At 62.5% G+C, this 17,272-nt stretch carries 16 protein-coding genes; 6 read left to right on the top strand and 10 right to left on the bottom strand.

Annotation, left to right across the window (positions count from 1 at the left end; genetic code table 11):
* Positions 1-288 precede the first annotated feature (288 nt).
* Genes KTN05_RS13615 through KTN05_RS13605 form a run of 3 tightly spaced genes read left to right on the top strand, consistent with a single transcriptional unit; the run spans position 289 to position 2,082 of the window.
* A complete protein-coding gene (locus KTN05_RS13615; RefSeq protein WP_254368209.1) occupies positions 289-1,347 on the top strand; it encodes a replication initiation protein in 1,059 nt (352 codons plus the stop codon).
* The gene (locus tag KTN05_RS18690; protein ID WP_371823364.1) at positions 1,325-1,675 is read left to right on the top strand and encodes a type II toxin-antitoxin system Phd/YefM family antitoxin; all 351 of its coding nucleotides are present in this window, start codon (positions 1,325-1,327) and stop codon (positions 1,673-1,675) included. Before KTN05_RS13615 ends, KTN05_RS18690 begins: the two co-directional genes overlap by 23 nt.
* Entirely contained in the window at positions 1,672-2,082 is a 411-nt protein-coding gene (locus tag KTN05_RS13605) for a type II toxin-antitoxin system VapC family toxin (RefSeq protein WP_217329955.1), read from the top strand. The genes KTN05_RS18690 and KTN05_RS13605 overlap by 4 nt, the downstream gene beginning before the upstream one ends.
* A 24-nt stretch (positions 2,083-2,106) precedes the next feature.
* On the opposite strand, the gene KTN05_RS13600 is transcribed toward KTN05_RS13605, so the two are convergent.
* Positions 2,107-2,325 carry a hypothetical protein gene (locus KTN05_RS13600; protein ID WP_217329954.1) on the bottom strand — a complete coding sequence of 73 codons (219 nt, stop codon included), beginning with the start codon at positions 2,323-2,325 and terminating at the stop codon, positions 2,107-2,109.
* Between the two features lie 210 nt (positions 2,326-2,535).
* Here KTN05_RS13600 and KTN05_RS13595 point away from each other — a divergent pair, with 210 nt between their 5' ends.
* Together KTN05_RS13595 and KTN05_RS13590 are read left to right on the top strand one after the other, a co-directional pair.
* Positions 2,536-3,009: an Hsp20 family protein gene (locus KTN05_RS13595; protein WP_217329953.1), complete on the top strand. Its 474-nt coding sequence runs from the start codon at positions 2,536-2,538 to the stop codon at positions 3,007-3,009.
* An 84-nt stretch (positions 3,010-3,093) separates the two neighbouring features.
* Positions 3,094-3,603, top strand: a complete 510-nt coding sequence (locus KTN05_RS13590; protein ID WP_217329952.1) for an Hsp20/alpha crystallin family protein — start codon at positions 3,094-3,096, stop codon at positions 3,601-3,603.
* A 192-nt stretch (positions 3,604-3,795) separates the two neighbouring features.
* Here the strand turns inward: KTN05_RS13590 and KTN05_RS13585 are convergent, their stop codons facing one another.
* Complete coding sequence (locus KTN05_RS13585) at positions 3,796-4,098, bottom strand: hypothetical protein (RefSeq protein ID WP_217329951.1); 303 nt, start codon at positions 4,096-4,098, stop codon at positions 3,796-3,798.
* 606 nt (positions 4,099-4,704) lie between these two features.
* On the opposite strand from KTN05_RS13585, the gene KTN05_RS13580 reads away from it, so the two are divergent.
* Positions 4,705-6,651: an alpha/beta hydrolase gene (locus tag KTN05_RS13580; RefSeq protein ID WP_217329950.1), complete on the top strand. Its 1,947-nt coding sequence runs from the start codon at positions 4,705-4,707 to the stop codon at positions 6,649-6,651.
* A 256-nt stretch (positions 6,652-6,907) separates the two neighbouring features.
* Here the strand turns inward: KTN05_RS13580 and KTN05_RS13575 are convergent, their stop codons facing one another.
* The 8 genes from KTN05_RS13575 to bcsA all read right to left on the bottom strand — a co-directional run bounded on the left by KTN05_RS13575 (position 6,908) and on the right by bcsA (position 17,254).
* Positions 6,908-7,318, bottom strand: coding sequence for a hypothetical protein (locus tag KTN05_RS13575; protein WP_217329949.1), 411 nt, complete (start codon positions 7,316-7,318; stop codon positions 6,908-6,910).
* 76 nt (positions 7,319-7,394) lie between these two features.
* A complete protein-coding gene (locus KTN05_RS13570; RefSeq protein ID WP_217329948.1) occupies positions 7,395-7,532 on the bottom strand; it encodes a hypothetical protein in 138 nt (45 codons plus the stop codon).
* A gap of 513 nt (positions 7,533-8,045) precedes the next feature.
* On the bottom strand, positions 8,046-9,068 hold the full coding sequence (locus KTN05_RS13565) for a hypothetical protein (protein ID WP_217329947.1): 1,023 nt from the start codon (positions 9,066-9,068) through the stop codon (positions 8,046-8,048).
* Positions 9,069-9,090: 22 nt separating this feature from the next.
* Positions 9,091-9,939, bottom strand: coding sequence for a viral aspartic protease (locus KTN05_RS13560; protein WP_217329946.1), 849 nt, complete (start codon positions 9,937-9,939; stop codon positions 9,091-9,093).
* Between the two features lie 121 nt (positions 9,940-10,060).
* Positions 10,061-11,485 (bottom strand): tetratricopeptide repeat protein, encoded by a 1,425-nt coding sequence (locus KTN05_RS13555; RefSeq protein WP_217329945.1) that lies wholly within the window; start codon positions 11,483-11,485, stop codon positions 10,061-10,063.
* Positions 11,482-12,576, bottom strand: a complete 1,095-nt coding sequence (locus KTN05_RS13550) for a glycosyl hydrolase family 8 (RefSeq protein ID WP_217329944.1) — start codon at positions 12,574-12,576, stop codon at positions 11,482-11,484. The genes KTN05_RS13555 and KTN05_RS13550 overlap by 4 nt, the downstream gene beginning before the upstream one ends.
* Positions 12,573-14,924: a cellulose biosynthesis cyclic di-GMP-binding regulatory protein BcsB gene (locus KTN05_RS13545; protein WP_217329943.1), complete on the bottom strand. Its 2,352-nt coding sequence runs from the start codon at positions 14,922-14,924 to the stop codon at positions 12,573-12,575. Before KTN05_RS13545 ends, KTN05_RS13550 begins: the two co-directional genes overlap by 4 nt.
* Positions 14,921-17,254 (bottom strand): UDP-forming cellulose synthase catalytic subunit, encoded by a 2,334-nt coding sequence (gene bcsA, locus KTN05_RS13540; protein WP_217329975.1) that lies wholly within the window; start codon positions 17,252-17,254, stop codon positions 14,921-14,923. Before bcsA ends, KTN05_RS13545 begins: the two co-directional genes overlap by 4 nt.
* Positions 17,255-17,272 lie beyond the last annotated feature (18 nt).

The following is a 17,272-nucleotide window of genomic DNA, read 5'->3' as shown; positions in this document are numbered from 1 at the left end:
TCGCTTACGTTTCGGGATGGTTCTCCTTACGTTTCGGGACGGCTGGCGCTACAGATCGGGATGGCCCACGTTACATCTTGGGTGGGCCTGAAAGCTTACTTTTCGGGATGGTCATCGAGCCGCAGCGCTCCCCGGCGAAAAGCTGAGGAAGAACAGGTAGCTGCAAATCAGCAACCGGACTGGCCAAGGCAGTACGCTTACGTTTTGGGTGCCCCGACCTTTGTCCTGTTGAAGAATTACCAACAACTGTCTAGTCAGGTAAGGATTGAGGCCAAAGCGGGCAGGGGGATGACGATGGTTTCACCGGTTTACACCGTTGAGGCGCGCTCCAATGCCGACGGGCTGATCAAGCCGGGAGAGCTCATCGACCTGGTCGAGGTCACGCCGCTTACCTTGAACGACCGGCGGATCTACAACCAGCTGCTTGAGAACGCTTGGGACGCGATCGACAAGCCGGTAACCCACGTCATCGCCAAGTCGTCCCTCCGGGGCAGCCACAACTCCAATGACCGCGTGGGAGACAGCCTCGAGCGGTTGATGTCGGCGGTCGTCAAGGTCTCCGTCATCTGGGAGGGCGAGCCCGCGATCGAACGCGTACAACTGCTCGGCGGAAACCTGGAAAGCATGCGCCCCGACGGCATGCTCGAGTATGAGATCCCGGCACGGCTGCGCAAGATCATCCGCAACAGCCAGATCTTTGCGCGGCTGAAGCGCGAAGTGATGTTCGCGCTGTCTTCAAAATACGCGCTGACGCTCTACGAGATGGTCCAGAAGCGCGGCAACCTGCGCTGGAAGGCCTCGGAACGGTTCACGCTGGACAGCTTCCGGGGCATCATTGGCGTTCCCAGAGGAAAGCTTTCATCCTGGTCGAACCTTCGACTGCGCGCCATCGATCCGGCCGTGGCCGAGGTAAATGCGCTGTCGGATTTCATGGTCGAGGTCCTGCCGGTCAAGACGGGCAGGGCGGTCACGCATGTGGAGCTGCGCTGGTGGCGCAAGGACGGCGACGCGACCGGGGCGGCTGACCGGGCGCTGCAGTTTTCCAAGGTGGGGCGACGGACCAAGGCGGAAGGTCGCACCGAGCAGGTCGAGGTGGGGCAGGGGACCCACACTACGCCATCCTCGATACTCCCTGGCCTGCGGCCGCGCCCGGCCTGGCTCGACAGCCGTGGCGTGGCGCTGCAGACCGAAACCTACGAGACGGCGCGGCTGCGCCACCCCGGCTACGACATTTATTTCGTCGAAGGCGAATGGCGGGCCTGGGCCCAAGGGAAAGAGCCCGCGCGGGATCCAGACCGCGCATTCCTCGCCTTCTTCCGGCGCTATGCAGAGGACAACCCGATCTGAGCCAGAAGAAGTTGACATCCGCGATGTTAAAGCTAGTCTTCAAACCAGTCTGGGTGCTAGTCTAAGGAACATGGCCGTGCGGGAAATTGGAGCATTTGAGGCCAAGACACATCTGTCGGAACTGCTTGCCGCAGCGGAAGCTGGGGAGTCGGTTCTTATTACGCGCCGAGGCACTCCGGTGGCGCGGCTGGTGCCAGCCGCACCCGAGAGTGAGGATCGCGCTGCCGCTATCGTCCGACTGAACACTCTGCGCAAAAAGCTTGCTGACCATCGGGTGGCGATGACAGCATCTGAAATCTTGGCCGCGCGCGATGAAGGCCGGCGGTGAGCCTGGTTCTTGACGCTTCGGCCCTGATCGGCTGGGCCATGCCGGATGAGAGTAACCTCGATCTTGAGCCAGTGCTGATGAGCCACGACGTGGTGCTGGCCCCGTGGCTGTTGTGGGTTGAGCTACGCAACATCTTGCTGGTCAGCGAACGCCGCGGCCGGCTTCCCGCCGGGATGGTCGAACAGCTGGTCAGTACCTTCGATGCGCTGGCAATTAACCTCGACATATCGCCGGACGGGCCAGTCGTGATCGACCTTGCTCGCCGCCACAGCCTGACCGCCTATGATGCGTTGTATCTTGAGACGGCACTGCGCCACGGCGCGGAGCTCGCAAGTCTCGACCAGGCTCTTATACGCGCTGCCAGGGCCGAGGGAGTGAAAGTGGTGGCTGAAGGGCAGGGCCCCTGATCCCGTCCGGTATTAAGGTTGCCGCTATTCCTCCATGTCCGCTTCCGCGGCTTCAAGGACTGCGATCAGATCGGCCACGCGACCTCTGGGTAGCGGACGCCCCTCGCTGATCAAGGCTTCGTCGGCATGCAGCCATGCCCATGCCTCCGCCAGTTCCTCCGGAGTTGCCCCCGTCTGGTGGACCTCAGCGATCAGCGTCTCGTCGGCGGGCCCAAGAACGGCTCTGATATCCTCAAGTCGCATGGCTTTCTCCTGTAGGGTTCGGGGTAACTACCTGTAAAATAGGTATTTCCCAAAGAATGAAAAGAGGCGACATGCTCAGTCTGCCCAGACCTTGAACCGCCGCTTCTGCCTCCTAATTCTTGTTGCGCCGGAAGCCTTCAATAAGGGTCCGGCATGCCGGAGAGTCCGGCAAGATCTTGTACCCATGTTGCTCAAGTGGAGGATGTGGCTATGAGCACTTTCGATTTTTCTCCTCTCTTCCGGTCGAGCGTTGGTTTCGACCGAATGCTAGACACGCTTGAAGCGGCAAGCCGCGTCGAGACGACCAACAACTGGCCACCTTACGACATCACCAAGGCCGGCGAGGATGACTATTGCATCATGATCGCGGTGGCAGGCTTCTCGCCGGATGATCTGACCATCACCCAGGAACATAACGTCCTGATGGTCACGGGCCAGAAAGCTGGTGAGGGCAAGAACCACTATCTGTACCGGGGCATAGCCGACCGCAGCTTCCGGCGGCGGTTCCAGCTCGCCGATCATGTGAAGGTGATCGGAGCCGACCTGGCGAACGGATTGCTGACGATCAACCTGCGGCACGAAATCCCAGAGGAGATGAAGCCGCGCCGGATCGAGATCGCCACGGCGGGGACGCTGCCCGACCTGGCCTCGAAACAGGTGGAGATCAACAAGCAAGCAGCCTGAAGGCCATCCCACGACAAGATCTCCGCATGGCACCGGGACCGGCCCGGTGCCGGCGGCTTCTGGTACGATGAAGGAGGAAAAGCCATGAATGTCCGTGATTTGATCCCCTGGAGCCGTAACGAGGGCAATCAGCTTCCCACAGCCTTTCGCGACTCTGACCGCGACCCCTTCATGTCGCTGCATCGCGAGGTGAACCGGCTGTTCGATGACGCCTTCCGCGGTTTCGGTTCCGGTCTTCCATCTCTGGGATCTAATTCGACCTTTGGTACTGTATGGCCGACCGTCGAAATCTCTGACGGCGAGAAGGAAATCAAGGTTACTGCCGAAGTGCCGGGCCTCGAGGAAAGCGATATCGAGGTGCTGCTCAACGATGGCGCGTTGACCCTGAAGGGGGAGAAACGTTCGGAAATAGATGACAAGGAGCGGCAATTTTCTGAGCGCTACTACGGTCGTTTCGAGCGGCGTATTCCACTTGGTGTCGAGGTCAAGGAGGAGGAGGTCGATGCGCATTTCAGAAACGGCGTGTTGACCGTGACCCTGCCCAAGACCGAGAAAGCGCAGTCACAGGTCAGGCGCATCGCAATCAAGAGGTGAACCAGTTGTGGAGGCGGCGGCGCCCGCCGCCGCCTCTCTTGCCGATGACGAAACGCTGCCAGTCGCAAGCTGCCGCTATCGAGCGACTGAATACGCTGCGCATGAAACTTGCAGACTGCGGGGTGGCGATTATGCCAGATAAAATCCTGGCAGCGCGCGGAGGTGACCACCTGGACCTTATCATAAAGCCCGTTATGGGCGGCGGGACGTCGCCTGAGGGCTGATCGGGCGCTTGCTGCCGGGTGGCCCGGAGCGTACGCCCGCGTCCGTGAACCCAGAGGTTTGGGTGGCGACTTTCTCATAAAGCGGGCGGTAGGTCGTGTTGTGCTGATAGGCGCGCAAGGCGCCCATGATCAGCGCCCACTCTTCGGAGGTCAGACGCAAACCAACATCAGGAACGCGATAAGCAAAAAACGTTGAACTCGACTGAAGCGGGCGAGAGGTCAATTCATCCTCCAGAATACTGGTACAAGGGCCGGAATAGGCCAAAATCATTAACTATAACGCTAGTAGAGCTAAACTTCTTCTTCTCATAGTTGTCTAAATGGGTAGCTGTCTAAAAGGTCAAGTTCGTCTCCGGGCGCAATGATAGCCGTGGCTGCAATACCGAGGGCCGCCGCGAAATCATCGGCATGGGCATCGGCCCGTTCGAGACCGAGACGTTCCGGACCGAATTTCAGCAGTCCTTGCGTGCCCGGGTCTCGGCGGGGTCAGGCTGGTGGCACTCGCTCTGGTGGGCCATGCCTATACTCCCACAGCCCGTAGAAGCCCCGCTACAGCGCCACCACCGCCCAACACTAGGCTCGGGCCTTGAGGGGCGCGCCCCAAGGCGGCCGAGGCGCTGGCAGCAAAGCTGACCGGCCTCCTGAGCACTCATGGGGCTCCGGCGCCCGCCATATCCGAACTACTTGCAACCACGAACGCTCCGGCTGGCACTCAGCGGATTGACCCCAGCTAGCTATGGGAAGCATGATCGGACAGTCTGAAGGACCGCACCAGGCTCGGATCCTAACCGGGACGGGACCGACAGGCGCACTGGCTCGATTTCAGTCAAGGGCATCCGCTGGAGCAGGCCAGGTCACCGCATCCAAGGGTGGGAGAATGACCATGGCAGAGACAAACGCCGGAGACATCGCGAAGTCGGAGGGCGAACCTGCGGCCCCGCCGGATGTGCTGCTGCAGGTATGGACTTCCTGGATCGATCAGATCGCTGCGTCGTTGCGAACTGAAGACGCCTCGGGAAATGCCTGGTGGAACCCGCTCAGGACTCCTCTCTCGGCATCATTCATGGGCGGCACTCAGCATTTCCAGGATGCACTGTCCCGAAATCCGACGCTTCGCTCGATCGACCAGATGTGGAATGCCAACCCCCTGCGCGACGTCATCCCACTCGACTGGGCAGAGATTGCTCGCGCTCTGCGCACCGTCTGGCTGCGCACGCTTTCCCGGCCGGAGACAGCGGTATCCGTCACGGAGTTCAATCAGGACCTGTGGCGCTCGGCCGTAAACGTCTGGCAGGAGGCGGGGCAGCGCTGGCTGGGCGGAGAGCAGGCTTCGCAGGGGAAGGCCCCGACCTCCCCGGCGGACAAGCGCTTTGCGGCGTCCGAATGGCACACAAACCCCGCCTATCGCACCCTCATGGAAATCTATCTCCTCGCCTCAGACTGGCTCATGGAGCAGAGCAAGGGCGAGGACATGGACGACGCCGAGCGGCAGCGCGTCAACTTCCATCTCCGCCAGTTCGTCGATGCGATGAGCCCGACCTTGATGCTGCTCTCCAACCCGGCCGCGCTGCGCAAGGCGATCGAGACCGGCGGCTCCAGCATGGCAGCCGGGGTGAGAAACCTCATGGCCGATCTCGCGGCAGGGCGGCTCAGCATGGTCGATGCGGAAGCTTTCGCGCCGGGGCGCAACCTCGCGCTCACCCCGGGCAGGGTGGTCCACCGCAATCGGCTGATCGAACTCATCCAGTACGAGCCGACAACCAGGCAGGTCCACCAGATGCCGCTGCTGATCCTGCCCCCCTGGATCAACAAGTTCTACATCCTCGACATGCAGCCCAGGAACAGCATGGTGAAGTACCTGGTGGATCAGGGTTTCACCGTGTTCGTGGTCTCGTGGAAGAACCCTGACGCCTCGATGGACGGAATCGGCATCGAGGATTACATGGATTTGGGCCTGCTCGAGGCGAGCGATGTGGCGCGGGACATCACCGGCAGCCCTACGGTCAACATCATGGGCTACTGCATTGGCGGCACGCTCCTGACGATGACACTTGCGATGCTGGCGGCCAAGGGCGAGGGCGAGGAGCGCATCAACTCGGCGAGCTTCATGGTCTCGCTCCAGGACTTCTCGCGGGTGGGGGAGACCGCCGTCTTCATGGACGAGCCGGGGCTCGACCTCATCGAGCAGCAGATGATGGATCGCGGCTATCTCGACAGCCGCGAGATGTCGAACATGTTCAGCCTTTTGCGCTCGAACGACCTCATCTGGGCCAACGTGGTCAACAACTACCTGCTGGGCAACAAGCCGCCCGCCTTCGACCTGCTCTATTGGAACAGCGACGGCACCCGGATGACCCGCGCCGCGCACAGCTGGTACTTGCGCAACACCTATCTCGAGAACAACCTTGTCGAGCCCGGCAAGGTCACGCTGAAGGGCGTGCCGCTTGATCTCAGTCAGATCAGGCAGGATTGCTATGCGATCGGCGCCGAGAAGGACCACATCGTACCCTGGGATGCAGCCTGGCGCATCACGGAGCTCTTTGGCGGCGATGTGCGGTTTGTCCGCGCTTCCAGTGGCCACATTGCGGGGGTCATCAACCCGCCGGGTGGCAAAGGTTCCTACTGGACACGTGAGAGCGGCACACTGGCGACCAGCCCCGAACAGTGGCTGCAGAGCGCCACCCGGCACGAGGGCAGTTGGTGGACCGATTGGGCAGCCTGGCTTTCTGCCCGATCAGGCAGAAAGATTGCCCCCCCCGCCATGGGCAACAAGAAGTACCCTCCCCTTCAGGACGCGCCGGGCAGCTACGTCATGGAGAAGTAGAGGATGCTGACGGAGTGACCTCGAGGCAGGGTGACCGGCGGCGATGGCCGTGAGAGAGCGACACTCGCGTGGCATGTCGCCCAATGCCCTTTCACGCCCCATATCCGGCAATGCTACCTCAACCGCGACCTTGTTCGCGGTTGTTTCTGACCCGCTGCGGGGGGCGACGGCGAGGACGCTTCCGGTCGCGGAGGCATGCCCTCGTTTTCGGCGGCTTGGATTGACGAATTGTCCCGCGCCCATCGGCTTGCCGTTTTTACTCCAGCACATCCTTGCCGGAGTGGGATGTCTGGCGCTCTGAGTAGACATCTCGCAAATGGGCCTCGGAGACGCCATCAGCCTTCATCACAAGGCGCACCATCGGATCGGCCAGCATTTCCTCGAGGAAGAAATCGGACAACGCCCTACCCGTAAGCTTGTCCCTGGCGCGTGCATGGTCGAGGTCAACAAGAGAAACGGTCAGAGTCCGCGCAAGCCCGGGATGAGAAATTCGAGGATGAAGCTTCACCAGAACGGAGGCTTTCCAAGCTTCGGGATCCTGTTGATCCGGGGGTGAAACCAACTCCGTTTCGATCTCGTACTCTCCCGCCGGGAGCGTCTCGGCAAAGCCCGGAACGGTGAAGGGTCGGGCGAAAACCGCAACCGTCTTGCTCGTCAGATCTTCCATCGGCGTGATCCTCTCCCTTGTTGCTGCGGATGGTCCGCGCCCCCTTTAAGAATGGGGCGCGTGGCCTGTGCAGGTCTCAAGATGTCTTGGATTTCGCTGGCGCTTCCTTGTCGGCGGCCTTGGGCTCGTTCGCTTTGGCAGGGGCCTTTTCTGTTTTGGCAGGCTTCGGCTTCATTGCGGCCGCCGTCCTGGCAGTCAGGTCCTTGAAGGACATGTCATCGATCCTTTGATTGACCGATGCCGAATTCCTAGTCCGTGACGGACCGGGATGTTTCGCATCGGTCTTAAGTATATGGGGGCGGGCGACCCAGTTTACGATGGCGCGCCGCGAAGGAAACCAAAGTTTAGCCAATTCATCGGTCTAGGCACTGAATTCCGTCGAAGTGCTCTCCTCGGATGTCTGGTCAGCGGCACGTCGGCGGCATCGCGACCGCGCGAGATCACCATTCGGGAGGGGAGCCGATCATGTTGATCCTTTGCACAAGCAGGCGACGACACGTTGATCCGGGCGAGCGGGCGGGCCGGTACCGTCACAGCCCCGCTTGCCGCGCCGGTCCAGAACAGCGCCCAGCCCCCGATGGCGCCGGAGCGCGTAGTGACCGGACAATAAGGATCCCCTCAGATGCATTGCGAGTAGCACGAGAGGCGACGGTCAGTGCCAGCAGCCCTGCGGTCCAGAGAGGTGCGCAGCGGAACCTGAGACCGCACCGGCCAGGCGGGCTTCCTCTCACCAGCGCAGATTCCGAAAACGGATGTCCAACGTGACCTGATCGTAATTTGCGATGCCTGCAGTCGAACGGCTGTCCAGGTATGCCAGCCGCAAGGAGGTGCCTGGCCGCAGGTCCGTCGCCAGCCCTATGCCGTGTGCACGGTCTTCGCGCGGAACGCCCAGGAACATGCCGCCCTCCGCGCGCTGGGTCCAAGCATCAAGATTCCAGCCTCGGCCGGCGGAGATCCAGCTGACACGGGCATCGGCCCTGTAGCGCAAGGAGATCGTGTCCTCGAGTGGCTCGCCAAAAGTGACCGAGAATTCGGTCAGAACGCGACGCCAGACCGATTCAACGGAAAACGCCAAACGATCCTGATCTGAGCCAACAGTTGAGGCGCGAAGATACTCCAGCTTGATTTCGTGCAAGCTGTCGGGCGCAGGAGCGATCTGGGTGAAGGCTGCGCTGACCTGCCAGGCCGTATCTTCGTCCAGTTCGCGCCAGTAGTGACGACCGGTGGCGCAAAGGTCGAAAAAGCTCCATCCTTGGAGATGGTTTCGGGAGCAGGCCGAGAGAAGCAGGTCGGTACGACCTATGTTGTGCTTGGGCGACCAGCCGAACTCCGCAACAGACTGGAACTCGACCAGGCGGCCGGTGCCCCACGCATAACGAAGCAGGCTCGCCGCCGAGAGGCCGGCCACGAGCCCAGACTTTGCAACGAAGTCGGGGTCTCCCTCGAACGTCAGCCCGTTCAGCACGAAGCGATCCTGCAAGAGGCCGCCATTGATGTTCCCGTCCCAAGCCAGAAGCGGCGCAACCTCCAGACCCCGTGCAACCAGCTCAGGTCGACCCTTCGCGAAGTAATAACCTTGGCGGGTCATGTCTTGCCGCATCCTCGAGAGGGCAAGCCGGGGCAGCTTTCCGGCTGTGAGCGCCTGACCATACGCACGAAGCCGCAGCCGCTCGGAGCTGGAGAGTCCGGCAATCTGCATGCGGTCCAGTTCATCCGCATGGATTGATTGTCCTCCCAGCAGCAGAAGCATTGCTACTGCCAGGATTCCGCCTTTACGGAAGCACATTAGGGTCGGCGCCCATGAAAACGCCGTCCACGGTGACAGCGGTGCCGCCATCACTTCCGCTCGCGCGATAAAGGCCGGAGGTCGTCAGGCCATGGACATCATTCCTGTAGCCCGGTCGGCCGCCCACATTTCCCCGCAAATGGCCGTCTATGCTGTAGGCTTCGGTTACATCAGGATTGTTCACGTTGATGGTAACCCCGCCGCCATAGGCGCCGCTGACGACATCGAAGGGCAGCCCGGCTGCCTTGAGGCCAATCTCGACCTCGGAGTTGCGGGAGACCTCGGTGCGTATATCGATGTTCGCTGTGCCGGCGTCGAAGTCGAGCACCAGGCTTTCGAGCCCGCGGTCGTGACGGCCTGACAGCAAAGGACCGCTATCGATGGTCACCCAAGCCAGGCTCTGGCCCCGGAAGTGATATTTGCCACTGGCCTCGACGAGACGACCGTTTCGAACATTCTCGAACGGAGCCTGATCGGCCGTCAGTCGCAACAGGCGCTTGGCTTTGTCGCCGTTGTCCGTATCAACCTCGGCGATCACCTCGATGACCATGTTGCCCTCATAAAGAGCCTCGTTCTGCGCGATCAGGTTGCGATAGCCGACTGGGTCCGCAGGATCGCTGTCCTCGAAACCGGCCAGAACGGCGGCGTCCGCGGCGGTCGCGTAATTCATCCTGACACGGGAAAACCCGTTGTGATTGGCCTGGTATGCCTCAAAGGGGCCGTCCGGGACGGGAACGGCGTCGGGGCGGTCTCCTGGGCTGGGACCGCCGCCGCCACCACCGCAGGCCGACAGGGAGAGAAGCAACAGAACGGCAGATCTGGAGGGTAAAGTCATTCAGTTCGTCCTTCTGTCCCTCGAGGGGATATGAGCTATCATCCTGCAGGCCTGCCCTGAGGCTGCTGACCGGGATCACCGTCCTGAAGACGTCCATGTTCGGGCTGCAGGCAAACCATGCCTAGCCACCAGAAGCAGCAGAGAGACCAGCACGGGATTCCCGGGTGGATATCTCGTTGTTCAGGCGGAGAAACTCAGCTCGCGCGCGGCTCTGATTGCCGGAATTCAGATATGCATAGGCCCGGAGGATGGCGAGATCGCGCCGGATCCCTCCGGCGACCTGTTCCAAGGCGTCGAAATACTGGATTGCTTGCTTGTACTGCTTGTTACGGTAGGCGAGAACCCCTCGCTGATCCAGGATCTGGCGCTCGATGTCGACGCGCTGACTACGGGTGAAATCGGTTCCGGCAGAAATGCGAGCAGCTTCCTCGGGCATGTTCATCTTCAGATAGGCCAGAGCCATGCCGAAGGCAGCATCCCGCCGCTGCGTAGGGTCCAGCCGCCCCGCCAGGGCGGTGCGGAAGGCCGAGATCGCTTCCATGGGGCGCTCAAGGTTGAAGGCACACCAGCCGCGTTGATAGATCACGGTCGCGACGGTCGATCCCGCCGAGCGCTGCATGCAGCCACTCCAGTCTCCTGCTGCGGCCAGCGCGTCTACTGAGCTGGCGCCCGGCTGCTGAGCCCGCGAGGATGTCGTGCGAGGTGGCTGTGAGGCAGTGGCCTGAGCTGCAGCGGCGGGGGCTTCCGGTGCGGGACGTGCAGTGGACCGAGGAGCGGTGGCCGAACGCGGCACGGGTCGCTCGGCCCCAGTGCTGTCTGACGTGACGCTTGGTTCCCCGGACCCGCGCCCGGCCAGAAGCCGCTGAAGGACCTCTGAATAGCGCTCTTCCTGCTCGGGAAAGCGCGACATGACCTGCGCGAACAGAGACCGAAGTTCGGTTTCCGAGGCAACCTCGTCAGCTTTTTCCAGCGTCGCAACCAGATCGGGTTCATTGATGCACGCAGTCAGGACGGCCCGATAGGTGCCCAAGGCGTCGCCATCACTGCCTCCGGCTTGCTGTGCCTCGGCCAGCCGCCAGGCGTTGTTGATGCGGTCGCAACGCAGGAGCCCCGGTACATTTCCAGCGATCTGAAGCGCATTGGCGAGATTCTCTTCTTCAAGCGCTGCGTCCAGCAGCACCTGCCCCTCGGCGATCTCGAGGAGGTCAGGCATCTCTGCCGGAGGATTCCAGTCCGGATAATCCTGCCGGGCCTTCGCCAAGGTTTCGCGCGCCTGATCGAAGCGACCCTCGGCGACCTGACGGTAGAAGGCGTCGATCTCGGCGGAGGGGGCGGTCACTCCAATCCGCGACAGATCCTGAGGAGGGGTCCACTGCGGATATTTCAGCTGCAGCCGCAGGAGCTCGGCCTCGACAGCCTTCGTGTCTTGTTGCTGCACGTAAAAGTTGAGCGCCAGGAGCTCGTCGGCTGCAGGGGCGCTTTGCTGCGCGCTCGCCGGAAGCGCACCCGCGAGAACGAACGCCAAAGCGGCAAGTGAGCGGATCATATCGGCACGCACCTCGGGAAGACTGTGGATTGAACGACAAGCGCCATCAGATGCAGGGTGGCGGGATAGTAGGGCTGGGCATCCGAGAATGCCGGGATCAGCGAGCCGACACGGTTCGACGTGGCGCAGGTGGCGAGGGCCGCAATCGCGGCATAGCCAGGGTGGCTGCTGCGCTCCAGAACCTCCCGGGTGACCGGATCGAAGACCGTTACGGCACCCGACTGAGGTTCTGCTGCTGCCAACGCTTGGGAGAATGCAGTGACCGCCGGCGCTTCGGCTCGGTCACTCCAGAGGGCGAAGAGCGGCACCCGGATCGCCTCATAGCCTGATCGGCGCAAGAAATTCTCGGGTGGTGCCGCGGGACCGTCAGCGGTCAGGCTGATCCAGTCGGGTACAAGGCCGCCACGGGCCAGCTCGTCGATCAGCGCCTCCCCTTCGCTTGCGAGCGTCGCCAGCGAGCCACGGCCAGTGATCCGGGCAAGATCGTGCATGGCGAGGGGCATGTAATAGGAAGGGTTGAGCACCAGCGCGTCCTCATGCCGAAACCCGGCTGCGCCGGGAAGCAGGAAGCGTCGCCCGCTGCCGTCGGGATGTTCAGCAGTGCAATGGGCGAGAAGGGCATCGGCGGTCCTCTGGGCGCGCTCGATCAGATCCGGACGCGCCTGACGGCTTCCCATGAGAGCGAGGCCCCAGGCGTAGAACAGGTCGCCATCACTGGCGTTGTTGGGATCTTCGACATGCGGACTCGTCTCGGGTCGCCACCGCCAGGACAAGAGCCCGTCGCCTCGCTGGTTCAGGCTGCGTTCGGTCCAGCCGATGATCAACTCTGCCGCGTCGCGATCGCCGAACAGTGCGGCCAGCGTCAAGCCATAGCCTTGTCCCTCGGAATGGCTGGCAGCATCCTGAAACTGATCGACCACCCGGCCTTCTGGAAGCAGACACAGCGCTTTCCACGCCGTCCACGCCTCTTGCAGAGGGTGGTCAGGGGCCAGGTAGCGCGATTGCAGGTACTCCGGAGCCGGGGTGGCGTGCCCCGTGCGCGAAAGGACGGTCGCCGCCGCGGCGGCCGCCAGAAAGCTGCGACGGTTCAAATCTGGCCCCTCCGCCGGGTGAACAGAATAAAGAAAAGCGCGGGGATCGCCGAAAGCAGCGCCACTCCCAGGATCGCGATGGTGAACAGGAGCGGCGACCAGGAGGCGTAATTGCCGAGCACTGCCGGCAGGTTAGACAGCCGGAGGGGCTCCCGCAGTTCCGGTGGGCGCACAGGGGACCAGGTTGCCCAGGTACCGTTGGCCATCAATATGGCGGCCTCTCCGTTTGCCTGCCCGCTGTCACGCAGCTGGACAAGAGCACGCAGCGTACTCTGGGCCGATATCTGCGGCCCCAGAACCAGCCACAGGTCATTCGGTTCCTCGGGGTTGGGCCGCAGGAGAAGTGCGCTGCCCTGTTTCGTCTCGAGCCAGGACGACAGGCTTTCGTCCGAACCAATGAATGATGCCGCTTCCAACCGAGCAGCTACTCCCGCCAGCCAGTTCCTGAGCCTCCAGCTACCAGCCAAACCAGTGTTGTCTTTGCTCCCCGCATCCGGGTCGGACTGCTGGGCCGCCTCCGGTGCATCCTCGGTCAGCTGGTAGCGAGGGGCAGCGGGAATGGAGGGCGAGGGAGACTTGGCCGCCGGCAGCGGCGCTAGCGTAATCAAGGCTTCCTGCAGGGTGCGCCCTGTAACCCCAAGATGCTCGGTCGGAATCAGGGACATGTCGCTGACGCTGATCACGTTGAGCCTTACCGAAGGATCCGCAGAGGCGGGTGCGGGGGGCAGGCCGGCTGCCATTTCCGCAGCAGCCCGGTCCAGCGGGGTGCGATCGAGAACACCGTCGGGCACCGTGATATCGCCGGAGCCCAAGCCAGATAGCGGTTCCGAGATCCCGGCGAGAGTCATGGCCGGGGCAGGGGGCACCAGCAGGGTGCTGTCGCTGCTCACCACCAGCATGTCCGCCCGGCGCGGCAGACAGATCTCATCGGGGGGGTCTCCGGGCACCATCATCTCGAAGATCAGGCTGTTGCGTCCGGAGTGAAGCAGATTGGCCGAGAAGATGATGTCCAGCGGCTCCTGCATCTGGCCGCCGTTCCGGTCGAGTGGAAGCAGCCGAATGGTCTCATCGTTCGCCTTGACGAGCAGGATCGCTCCTTCGGGAAGGGAATCCGCGAAGCCGTAGCGGAGCTGCAGGCGCGCCTTCTGGTTGGACAACAGCAACCAGTCCTTGGGCAGATCGAAAGGCACCTCGTGACGGAAGTACCGGGTCCGGCCGATGATGTCCTGTTGACCAAGCTCGGCGAGGGCAGTTGGGTCGCCGGGTGACAGTGCTGGAACGATATTTGAAGGCGATGGTAGCTTCGGGAGCAGATCGTCGAGCGAGGGAAGCTGTCCCTCCACATGCTCGACTTGGAGCACGAGTCCGCCGTCAGCACCCTCCCGCAACTCGGCATGGCTCCGATTTGAGCGGATCAGCGCGATCGAGAGCGGCGAGGGCGTCTCCAGGCTGTAGAATGAGCGGAGCTCGATCCGCGCTTGGCCGTCCGACCACCGGCTCAGCCTCTCGGCGAGTTGCTGCAGTGGCGCTGCATCCTCGTCCTCGTCGATCCGCACCGGTACGGCACGCCCGGAGGCCATCTGAGCATGCAATGCCAGGGCAAAGCCGGCAGCGTCCGCGGCCACGGCATTGGCATCGATGGGAGCGCCACTCTGAGGCAGATGGATCTCGGTCCAGACACTGAAGCTCGCTTCCGGACCGCAATAGATGCGGTGCGGCTGGCGAAGGTCCAGGCGCACGCGGTTCACCCCGGATGTCAGCCCCGCCGCCGGGACGGCAACGGTCCTGAAGCCGCTCAGGTGATCGAGCGGAATTACCACCGGAGGGGTGTCGTTGATGCTGATCGTCATGCCGGCAACGTCGGGCAGAACGTTGACCGTGGAGCGCAGGGTCAGCATCAGTTCGGGCGGGACTGCCGCACTTTCTGGAAGATCGAGTTCAAAATCGACGGAAACCACCTCTCCAGTCAGTCGCAGGATTCCCGGCGTTGGCTGACTGGCGCCTATCTGTGCCACGTCGGTCAGTCGGCGGGTGGGGATCAGCGGCACCAATAGTTGTTGCGCGGGGGCCGCCAGGGCGCCTTCACTCCGGTCGCGCTCAGGAATCACCAGAGGTCCCTGAGCGCCGGCCGCTTCTGATACCGCGTGGGCTGAAGGCAGCTGAATCTGCGGCACCTCCACCGGCCCAGTGCGCGGCTGCCCTTCTGCGTCCTCGGGGGTTCCCGTTGACGATTCTTCCTGCTGGGTATCGAGCAGGATCAGCGGCGGCTCTTCCTGCGCAAGGACTGGCTGGAAAGAGGCCAGTGTCCCGGCAAGCAGTCCGACAAGGAGGCGCCGTTGCAGATTCACTGCTGCGTCTCCGGCTCGATCCACGTAGCGCCTGGTGCGGGCATGAGCGTGTCGCGGAATTCTTCGCGGTCGAAATCGGCGCCGAAAGCCACCAAATGGGCGGGCTTGCGTGTCTGCCGCTCAGACAACGCTGCCTTCCGCCGGCGGGCTGGTTCGCGCAGGAAGTCGCCGAAGGTCTGGGGGATCGAGGTGACCATCAGCCACAGGATGTAGCCCAGGCCCGCGAGCAGCCCCTTGCGCTTGTAACTCTGCTCTCGCTGTGCCGCCCAGTTCTCGCTGGAACCAAAGACAAGTTGGGCGACGGCCTCTCGCACATCCATATCCTGTTCGGCGACAAATTGGAGGCCGAGGACAATACCCTCACGAGGATTGCCGAAGACTCCGCGTACGATGGCCCTCACATCACGCTCCAGATGCTGGGCCTGCTCGAAGCGGGGTCGGAACACCACTTCGTCGCCCTTCTCCACCATCCGAGTGCCTGCGGCTTGTGGCATTCCGATCAGCTTGAGCCTGGCGCCCGACGTCGACCCGTCGCTGATCTCGACGGGGATTGGTTGCGGGCCGCTATCAGCCCAGCGGATCACGCCTGGGGCGCGCATCTCGACGCGCGGTGCGCTGCGGCGCTGCTGCTTTTCCGACACGGCCCGCAGTGACAACGATACCAGCAGGAAGTTGAGCACCGCCCAGACACCGACCACGGCGAGCACGTTGCGGTCCCCAGGAAAGGCAAGCCAGCGAACCACCAGCGTAACGACGCCGGCAAATGTCAGCATGAACAGGAACATCAGTGGCCCGTAGACGGGAGAGATATAATCCTCGGCCAGCGTCTCGTCCTTGGCGGTCACGTTGAACCGCGCATTGCGGGGCCGCAGCACCGTGCGAAAGATGGCCGATATCAAGTAGGGCGTCTGCGCGATCTCGTAGATTTCCGATATCAGCGGCCAGCGATAGCTTGCGAATACGGCGTTCTGGACCAGCAGCACCACGGCCATGTAGCTGACCACATAGGCAACCGCCTCGGCGAAGGTCGTGACGACGATCTCGACCCCGAAGAACAGATAGGCGAGGGGCGCCAGAAGGTAGACCATCCGAATGATCGGGAAGAACCAGAAACTCATGGAGTTGAGGTAGCAGAGCCGCTGCATGAAGCTGAGCCCGGGCCGGAACAGCGGATTCTTGAGCATCAGCATCTGCATCATGCCCGAGGCCCAACGGCCCCGCTGCTGGATGAACGAGGCGAAGGTCTCCGGCTGCAGCCCGGCGATCATGGCGCGGTTCAGGTAGATGCTGCGCCATCCCCGCGAATGGATCTCGAGCGCGGTCTCGGCGTCCTCGGTAATGGTCTCCCCCGCGAAGCCGCCGACGCTGTCCAGCGCCTTGCGGCGCAGCACTGCTGCCGAGCCGCAGAAGAAGGCACCGCCCCATCGATCCAGCCCTCGATGGATCATGCCGTAGAACATTTCGTTCTCGGGCGGAGATTTGAGGTTCAGGTTGCGCTCGATGGGGTCGGGGTTGATGAAGTGGTGGGGTGTCTGGACCAGGAAAAGCTTGGGATCCTGCACGAAATAGCCGACGGTTCGGGCCAGGAAGTCCCGGGACGGGACGTGGTCGGCGTCGAAGATCACGACAAGCTCACCGTCCAGCCGCTCCAGCGCGGCACTCATGTTGCCAGCCTTGGCCTGCTCGTTGCGCGGCCGGGTGGAATAGATCACTCCCAGATCGCGGCAGAGATCCTGCAGCTCGGCACGGCGACGCCGTGCCGCTGCTGCCAGCTCGGGATCAGGCGAGTTGCAGCGCTGGTCTGTTCCACCATCGTCGCAAAGAACCACCCGGCGCAAGTTCGCCGGATAGATCATGTTCTTGGCTGCCGACAGCGTGACGCTCAGCATCTCCACCGGCTCGTTGTAAGACGGCACGAGAATGTCGACGGTTGGCAACTGTTCGAGTTTCAGCTGGGGTGGTAATCCCCGTTCTACCGGATCCGCCGTGATGAACGCATTGAGAAAGAAGACGAAGATCGAATAGGTCTCGACCATCAGCAGGATCACGGCAAAAATGAACGACGCCGACAAGCCTGGATCCGGCAGGGTCGCAGTAAGGCGCCAGAGCCAGTAACGCAGCACGATTACGCTGGCGACCGCCATCAGGCCGACACGCGCCGGCATGCTGGCGGCAAAGGGCTTGAGCAGGATCACCAGCAGTACGGCCGCCAACCCGAACATCCCTTGGGCGGTGTTGGAGACCGGCGTTGCGGCCATGACCAGGACCGGAATCAGCATCAGCGCCCAGAGGGAAAACAGCATGGCACGGGGGAGCTTGCGCCGGCTCATTCGACCATTCTTCTTCGT

The sequence above is a fragment of the Paracoccus sp. Z118 genome (assembly GCF_019061185.1).
GTDB lineage: Bacteria > Pseudomonadota > Alphaproteobacteria > Rhodobacterales > Rhodobacteraceae > Paracoccus.
The sequence above is the reverse complement of the archived record's forward strand: the minus strand, read 5'-3'. Positions and strand labels throughout refer to the sequence as shown.